Genomic DNA, 8,348 nt, shown 5'->3' on the forward strand with positions numbered 1-8,348 from the left:
CTCTATGCCAGTTGCAGCCTAAGAAGTGGGAAGCCTCGCCGTTTACGGCGGGGAGCAGTCACCCACAAGCGCGACGTTGCGAAATAGTTTTCCCGCTTAACTGCGTGGGTAATGAATAAGAGAATGAAAATGCACGGTTTGCTCTGAGCCATTACGATAGACATGTGTGACGTCTGCAGAAAATCGAGCGTCTTCCCTACAATTAAGGCTCTGCCATTGCCGGTGGCGTTAGTTACGTGATGTTGGCATCCTCCACGCACTGAAGGACGGGGATATAAGGCGCACTGGATAAAAAGCGCCATCTTACGATGGCGCGACTGGAATTACTTTTTGTTAACGTCAAACATAGTGGCATCGGTCGCCATATCATCGATAACTTGCTTAATATTTTCGAAAGCCATTGGCGTACTTTCGTTATTCAGGTCTTTACCTTCGCCCTGACGAACCACTTTGATAACGGGTTTATTCGTAGCCGCATCAATCAGCTCGCCTTCAAAATACAGTCGAGTATCCATGGTACGGTGGCCCGTCGCCATTTGCGTCCCCGCGACAACTAATGCGACAGGAACGACTTCATAGAATTGCAACCCTTCTTTGCTGGTATCAACACCGGTAATGGCCCCACGGAAAATCAGACTACGCGGCCCAGCGGTGGTAACCAGTGGTTTACGCTGCGCAATCGCTTCTTTCATTTCGGTGTTGGTATAGCTCAAAATTTTATCCAGAACTCTCTGCCCTACCTGGGTAGAAGGTTTCGGTACCGGATAATAAGTGATTGGGTTCCAGACGATGCTGTCATATTTGCTTTGATCAAAACTCGGGTCTACCCAACGTAAAACAGGTTTACCCGTGGCTGAGGTTGTTTCTTTTAAATCAGAGTAACTGTTTAAAAAACCAGAATATTTATCTGGCTGGGTGATTTTAGAGGCACAACCAGACAGAGCCAACAAACCGCATAAAGCTGCAACTTTCGCAATTGATGAGGTACGCATGAATAGTTTCCTGAGATGATTATATTACTTTTTAAGTTATAGCAAAAAGCACCGCTTCGTGTTGTGGCAAAAAAAGTGTTGGTAAAAATAAATTTTTCGCCCCCTTTCCAGACGACATAGTCAATGCCGGAAAAGGGGCTAAGTCAATCATCAGTGGCTAAATTTCGAAACGGGTCATTTTTTACGTGCCAGCATCGTGGCGAAACGCAGTTTAATACGATTACCGTTGGCGTCGGTGCGGTGCAGTTCGCCGACGTCTTCATTGTATTTCACCATCTCCCAGCCTTCGTAATATCGACGTAATTCTCCCTCTTTGAAGGCAAACGGGAAGCCGACGGTACATGGATAATCAGCGGTATCCATCGCCGCCACAATCAGGTTGTAACCGCCAGGTTTAGTGCAACGTTGCACATTGGCAATCAACCCAGGGATCGTTTTAGCTTCAAGGAACATCAGCACCACAGTCGAAAGAATAAAATCGTACAGTCCATCAAACGTGAGGTTATTCAGATCAACAACCCGGGTGTGTAAATTATCCAGATTTTCAATCGATTTAATGCGCTCGACGTTGCCGATACTCATGGCATTTTTATCCCATGCGTCAACATCATAACCATTGGCTGCCAGGTAAAGACTGTTACGACCATTGCCACAGCCCAGATCCAGCGTTTTACCCGGTTTAACCACCTTCACTGCTTCCAGCACTTCAGAGTGTGTGCGGGTTAATTCATATTTATCAGTAAAATAGTTTTCGTCACGAATGATCATTCTTTGTCCTCAGCTTTTATTAAAACGGTGCGCTCGGTTCTGATTAACAATTTTCCCTGCATCAGAAGCGCGAAACCACGGAATAAAACCAATCGCCACCAGCATCGTCGTTGCCGGAAACAAACTCACAAAACGGCTCATCACTGGATGACGCACCTCCGCAAGCACGCTATGCGAAAAGCGTATAAGTCGGGTAATAAATGCGGTGGTCAATAATCCCCAGATGACCATCGCCAGAATCACCAGCCCATCCCTATCGTCCCCAACACGATACCAAAGAAGCCTGCCGGCAAATTGAGCACTTTATCGCTCCGCATCGTCTTATTCATTTTGTTTAATTTATAAAATGCATTTTAAATACATTTTATGGAATTTTCTCGAGCATAGCCAGAGTCGCAGAATTTGCTACGGTTATAGTAAGTCACCTGTGGGAAAACGCTATGCGCAAATATCGTCTAAGTGAAGAACAGCGAGCCTTTAGTTATCAGGAAGATGGCACGAAAAAAAGTGTGTTATTACGGCAGATTATTGCTATGCGTGATTTTAACGATGTGATAGCAGGAACCGCTGGTGGCTGGATCGATCGCGAAACTGTGCTTGCACAAGAAGGAAATTGCTGGATTTACGACCAGAATGCTATTGCATTCGGCAGAACGGTGATTTCGGGTAATACGCGTATCACCGGCACATGCGTGCTCTGGGGAGAGGTTTACGCAACGGATAACGCCTGGATCGATAATAGTGAAATCAGTCAGGGGGCACACATAAGTGACAGTGTCACAATCCGTGATTCATTAGTTTGCGGTCAATGTAGAATTTTTGGTCATGCCTTAATTGATCAATATTCTATGATAATTGCCGCACAAGGCTTAACGCCCGACCACCAGCTCCTGCTACAAATTTATGACCGCGCAAGAGTCAGCGCCTCGCGTATTGTCCACCAGGCACAAATTTACGGCAATGCCGTCGTCCGGTATGCCTTTATTGAACATCGTGCCGAGGTTTTTGATTTTGCCAGTATTGAAGGTAATGAAGAGAACAACGTCTGGCTATGCGATTGCGCTAAAGTCTACGGTCACGCACAGGTGAAGGCAGGCATAGAAGAAGATGCCATTCCGACAATTCATTACAGTTCGCAGGTGGCAGAATATGCCATTGTGGAAGGTAATTGTGTGTTAAAACATCATGTCTTGATTGGTGGAAATGCCGTGGTACGTGGCGGCCCGGTTCTGCTCGACGAGCACGTTATATTACAAGGTGAGAGCCGTATTACAGGTGCGGTGATAATTGAAAACCATGTGGAGTTAACCGACCACGCCGTCGTTGAAGCCTTTGATGGCGATACGATTCATGTCCGTGGTCCGAAAGTCATAAACGGCGAGGAGCGCATTACGCGAACGCCGCTGGCAGGGTTATTGTGAATCGATGATACGCGCGTATAAGTTCACATCATCATAGGCATCATTCAGGAACTCAGCCTGTTTCAGGCAACCTTCAAGAATAAACTCATTGCGCAAAGCGACCTGATTGCTTTGCAGATTGCCGACCCGACATTTGATCACGAAGCGCCTAAGTTCACCAGACTGGGCGTAATGGTGAATCAATGCCTGCAGAGCCTGAGAAATAATCCCCTGCCCCTGATGGGATTCGTCCAGCCAGTAGCCGATTTCAGCGGTTTTATTCAGTGGTTCAATACGATTAAAAGAGATAACGCCGATAAGTTCATTTTCTTTAAAGATCATGAACATTTTGGCGTAACCGCGTTGATGCAACATCATATTACCCTGCACCGTTTTTCGCGTGTCCTCTTCACTTTGAACAAACTGCGGCCAGTTTAGCGACTGCTGTAACCAGGTTTTATTTTTACAGATTAACTGATGAAGAGGTGTAACATGATTTTCTGCAACAGCATGTAATTCAAGTGATTCACTTACTTTTATCGTTTCAGTCATCTTATCTCCAGTCAATCCATGCAGTTGTTAAAAAAGCCGCCTGGCTGGCGGCTTAGGAAAGTTTACACCTCTTTGACGCTCTCCTGCTGCAGGATTTTAAGCATCTCATCTTTTAACTGTAGCTTTTGTTTTTTCATGCGGACTACTTCCGCATTGTACCCTCGACCGTCGGAACCTTCCTTTCTGGCAATTTCATGATCAAGTTTATTGTGTTTATCGAACAAGGACATAAAGCGAGGATTTTCGTTTTTCAGACGGGATATTAAATCTCGGTATTCTGGAAACATACGCACTCCCTGTTAGTGGCTGAAAAGGTGTATCTGAAATACACACCATCAGATTACCCATTTAACTTAGGGAAAAATGCGAGCGGGATCGTGTTTAACCAGACGGCACCTCCCGAAGAAGGTGCCGAAGAAAAAACGATTAACTCATCACGCGATCGTCAACATACTGACGTTTATCTGGCGCTGGCGGGAAATACTGATACAGCCATGTTTCACTGATAGCATCGCCCTGACAACGCAGATACATCCGCATATCGACCGGCTCAGTGGAGTCCGAAGTCGGATACCAGTCAAACTGAATACGATAACCATCAATCGGTTCAATGTAGAGAATTTCAATTTGCTTCGCTTCCCCACTGGAAAGCGTAATCACCGGTTCAATGCCTTTTGGTGCGGCAGCGATCAGATCGCCACCGACGAAATCGACGGCAAAACGGCGTGCCCATTTTTCGGGATAGTGTTCACCTGGTGCCCAGCCTTCCGGGAAACCGCCCATACCGGTACGCGTCGCCATAACGCGCGCTAATGGGCAATGAACAGGCGGTTGCGCACTCCAGTACAGACGATACTGGAATGCAAAATCATCACCTGCTTTTACTGCTTTTTCTGGCTGCCAGAAGCAGACAATGTTATCCAGCGTTTCGCCCGTCGTTGGGATTTCCATCAGGCCGATGGTGCCCTTACCCCACTTGTTACGCGGTTCCACCCACAGACTTGGGCGTTTGTTATACCAGCCCATAATGTCCTGATAGTGGGAGAAATCTCGATCCAGTTGTAACAAACCAAACCCTTTCGGGTTGTTGTCGGTGTAAGCATTGAACTGCAATTTTTGCGGATTATTCAGCGGACGGCAAATCCACTCACCGTTGCCCCGCCACATGGACAGACGATCAGAGTCATGGATTTGCGGATGAATGGTGTCGCACATCCGACGTTCGTTAGTACCGCAGCTGAACATGCTGGTCATCGGCGCAATGCCCAGCTGTTTAATGTCTTTGCGCGCATACAGGTGATTTTCCACGTCCATAATCACCTGACTTTTCTCACAATGGATAGTGAACTTATAAGCACCAGTAATGCTGGCGCTATCGAGCAACGCATAAACGGTAAAGGTGGTTGCCCCCGGTTTTACCGTATCGAACCAGAAGGCGGTAAAATCGGGGAACTCTTCTTTACTGTCGGTGTAAGTGTCGATCGCCAGGCCGCGGGCCGATAAACCGTATTGATATGTGTCATCAACGGCGCGGAAATAACTCGCGCCGAGGAATGATACTACATCACGGCGCGCCAGTTCGGGGGCTTTAAACACGCGAAAACCGGCAAAACCGAGATCGCTTTGCCCTTCTAATTGTTTAGTATCAACACCCGCATCGTTGTATTTGAACAATTCCGGGCGAAAGTGAATTTCACGCGCCAGGTGTGTTGCAGGATCAACAGAAAACATACGAACGCGGCGACGGAATCCCATTCCCATATGGAAGAACTGAGCGTCCAGTTGACGGTTCTCAACGTTATGCCAGAGCGATTTTTCGGCGTCGTACTGAATACTGTTATAAGCCTGCGGCGTCATCGTCGCCAGTGTGTCAGGTAACGGGCGTGGCGCACCACGCCACGCTGTTTGTGCTAAGTCGTGCGCCATTGACTGTAAAATGGAAAAGTCAAAACGCTGGGTTTGCCCGTCGGCAATATCAGAATCTGCCGCGAATGCCGCCTGAGAAAAAAGAGAAGCAATGCCACTGGCACCGCATACGGCGGCCATAGCCATTGAACCTTTAATAAATCGTCTACGATCCATACCTGAAAGTGAGTCCTTCTGGTGTTATGAATGGTCTCGCGCTGGTCTTTTTCAGCGGCAAGAAAGTGCTTATTTATGACCGCTCACTCTAGACAATATTTATTAATAATCCAATTGTTGAACTCAGAGAATATGCATAAATCGGCAATTTTTTTATGTCGATGGGATGAGCCTGATTCGTTTGTAAAATCAAGCAAATTTTTGCAAAGACGGATGAACAGAATTTAAAGCAAACCACAGCGACGTTTACTGCGTTCTTCCGCTTCCTGATAAAGCTGGAACTCATCAAATACCGGGCACCCCAACGCCTGCTCAAATGCTTCGCGACTGGCATTACCGTGACTGCGTGACTGCGTTTCATTACCCAGATTTGACTGGAAGATCCCCGCCGCGCTAACGGGCAAGAAATCTTCATAGGTAATAGGTTGCGCCACTACCCAACCACGTTCAATTAAGGGCTGTGGATCGTCTCCGGGATGAATTGCCTGACGATGCGCCTCACCCGATGGCGTCAGGCGATATCGGAACCATGCCAGCCCTTGCTGACGCATTAAAAACTCACTGTCAGGAAAAGTGCGGAAGGTTTCCTGTAAATGCAGTTGGTGAGTGAGATTATCCTGCCCGGTTCCAGCGTTCCGCAGAAGATCATCATACAGTTGTCGCCCTTTCGGCGTTAATGCCACGCCACGCTGCTCTATTTCGCCAAAACGCGCGGTATGCGTGCCCTGTTTCTGCCCCGCAAACAACACAGCCTCTTTCAGTGCTTTAAAGCTGGTCTGGCGTAGTAAAATCGGTACCTCGCGGCGCGGCGGCCCTTCGATCAGAATTTTGGGTTCAATTCCGTATTCAGGCATCATCGACTGCACCCGGTCAATGTCCAGCGTACGTGGTGTCAGATGGTTGATATGACAACCCGGAAAACAGACTACATCAGCGATCAGTCGATGTTCGTTATGCAATGCGTGATAGGTTTCTTCATCTACCGTTGCTGACTGATGCCAGCGAAATGTTTCCAGGGCTTCCTGCACAAACTCCTGCGCCTGTGTTTCGTTAAAACAGCCTCGCTGCTCATACACCTCTAACAGTTGCCTACAACGTGGGGTGAAGATATCGCGCTGACGCAGAATCTCTGCCGCTTTCTGGCGCAAAATTTCGTTCTCGATAAGCTCAAGACGGAGTAATGAGGTAAAAACGCGGAAGGGATTACGTGCCAGAGATGCATCATCAATGGGCCGAAATGCTGTAGAGTGTACCGGCACTCCCGCCTGCGAGAGATCGTAGTAACTCACCGGGTACATCCCCATAATAGCAAATATCTGCCGAAGAGTAGCAAGCTCTTCGGCGGTCCCAACGCGAATCGCCCCATGACGTTCAACATTCAGCCGAGCCAGCTCGTCTGCATTTACCATTTTTTCGTGCAGTTGAGGATTGTTTTCCAGCACAGCCAGATTCACATCAGCGACCAGTTCCAGCAGCGTACCGTACTGCGGAACTTCTTGCTGATACATGGCTGACATTGCCTGCGAAAACTGTTCCCGAATCTCATCAGCCGTGATGCTGTTCGCCATAATGTCTGCCTCCAGTGGTCAGTAATCTGGAGTGTAGGTAACCGCATTCACTCTGGCGGGAAGAATTTACAAACTGTGATCTCGCCGCGAAAACATCAATATTATCCATTTCGCTGTAACATAATTGCTTTAATTGTTAATAATATTTTGCAATCAAGTTATCATATTCAAACAACTTCACTTGTCAGTGTCACCGCTGCGTTTTTAACATCGCTTATGGAAAAAAATAGTCTGTTTAGTCAGCGCATCCGTTTGCGCCACCTTCATACATTCGTAGCTGTCGCACAACAAGGAACTTTGGGGCGCGCGGCTGAAACCCTTAATTTGAGTCAACCTGCGCTCTCTAAAACATTGAATGAACTGGAGCAACTGACGGGCGCCCGCTTGTTTGAGCGTGGTCGTCAGGGGGCACAACTTACCTTACCCGGCGAACAATTTTTAACGCATGCAGTCAGAGTTCTTGACGCCATTAACACTGCCGGACAGTCGCTTCATCGTAAAGAAGGTATTAATAATGATATCGTCAGGGTTGGTGCGCTACCTACTGCGGCGCTGGGGATATTACCTTCGGTTATAGGTCAGTTTCATCAGCAACAAAAAGAGACGACCTTGCAAGTTGCGACAATGAGTAACCCTATGATTCTGGCGGGTTTAAAAACCGGGGAAATCGATATCGGCATTGGTCGGATGTCAGATCCTGAACTGATGACCGGGCTTAATTACGAACTGCTGTTTCTTGAATCGCTGAAGCTGGTTGTCCGCCCCAATCACCCGCTACTTCAGGAGAACATAACGCTAAGCCGAGTGCTGGAATGGCCGGTCGTTATATCACCAGAAGGCACTGCGCCACGCCAGCATTCAGATGCATTAGTGCAGAGCCAGGGCTGTAAAATTCCTTCTGGCTGTGTCGAAACGCTGTCGGCTTTGTCAACGCCAAGATTATTGGCCGTTTTTCGCCATTTTTAATGTCCGCTATTGGTCATTAA

Annotated in this window: 7 protein-coding genes and 3 pseudogenes; 2 read left to right on the forward strand and 8 right to left on the reverse strand. The window is 47.6% G+C overall.

Features of this window, described 5'->3' with window-relative positions:
* Positions 1–96 precede the first annotated feature (96 nt).
* The 4 genes and pseudogenes from A7090_RS24090 to A7090_RS24105 all read right to left on the reverse strand — a co-directional run.
* Positions 97–219 (reverse strand): annotated as a pseudogene (locus A7090_RS24090) (XRE family transcriptional regulator); the annotation flags it as partial.
* A gap of 104 nt (positions 220–323) precedes the next feature.
* Positions 324–992, reverse strand: a complete 669-nt coding sequence (locus tag A7090_RS24095; protein ID WP_105275779.1) for a DUF3313 domain-containing protein — start codon at positions 990–992, stop codon at positions 324–326.
* 174 nt (positions 993–1,166) lie between these two features.
* A complete protein-coding gene (gene tehB, locus A7090_RS24100) occupies positions 1,167–1,760 on the reverse strand; it encodes a tellurite resistance methyltransferase TehB (protein WP_105275780.1) in 594 nt (197 codons plus the stop codon).
* Positions 1,761–1,829: 69 nt separating this feature from the next.
* Positions 1,830–2,077: pseudogene (locus A7090_RS24105) on the reverse strand (SLAC1 family transporter); the annotation flags it as partial.
* A gap of 123 nt (positions 2,078–2,200) precedes the next feature.
* Between A7090_RS24105 and ydcK the strand changes: the two are divergent.
* Positions 2,201–3,181 (forward strand): YdcK family protein, encoded by a 981-nt coding sequence (ydcK, locus tag A7090_RS24110; protein ID WP_105275781.1) that lies wholly within the window; start codon positions 2,201–2,203, stop codon positions 3,179–3,181.
* On the opposite strand, the gene rimL is transcribed toward ydcK, so the two are convergent.
* The 4 genes from rimL to hglS form a co-directional block, all read right to left on the reverse strand.
* Positions 3,173–3,712, reverse strand: a complete 540-nt coding sequence (gene rimL / locus A7090_RS24115) for a 50S ribosomal protein L7/L12-serine acetyltransferase (RefSeq protein ID WP_105275782.1) — start codon at positions 3,710–3,712, stop codon at positions 3,173–3,175. The genes ydcK and rimL overlap by 9 nt on opposite strands.
* Before the next feature lie 62 nt (positions 3,713–3,774).
* Positions 3,775–3,999 carry a YdcH family protein gene (locus A7090_RS24120; RefSeq protein WP_001296778.1) on the reverse strand — a complete coding sequence of 75 codons (225 nt, stop codon included), beginning with the start codon at positions 3,997–3,999 and terminating at the stop codon, positions 3,775–3,777.
* A gap of 139 nt (positions 4,000–4,138) precedes the next feature.
* Entirely contained in the window at positions 4,139–5,794 is a 1,656-nt protein-coding gene (opgD, locus tag A7090_RS24130; protein WP_105275784.1) for a glucan biosynthesis protein OpgD, read from the reverse strand.
* A 224-nt stretch (positions 5,795–6,018) separates the two neighbouring features.
* Positions 6,019–7,362 (reverse strand): 2-oxoadipate dioxygenase/decarboxylase HglS, encoded by a 1,344-nt coding sequence (hglS, locus tag A7090_RS24140; RefSeq protein ID WP_105275786.1) that lies wholly within the window; start codon positions 7,360–7,362, stop codon positions 6,019–6,021.
* A 216-nt stretch (positions 7,363–7,578) separates the two neighbouring features.
* On the opposite strand from hglS, the pseudogene A7090_RS24145 reads away from it, so the two are divergent.
* Positions 7,579–8,313, forward strand: a pseudogene (locus tag A7090_RS24145) (LysR substrate-binding domain-containing protein); the annotation flags it as partial.
* Positions 8,314–8,348: the final 35 nt, after the last annotated feature.

Source organism: Escherichia sp. MOD1-EC7003 (genome assembly GCF_002965065.1).
Lineage (GTDB): Bacteria > Pseudomonadota > Gammaproteobacteria > Enterobacterales > Enterobacteriaceae > Escherichia.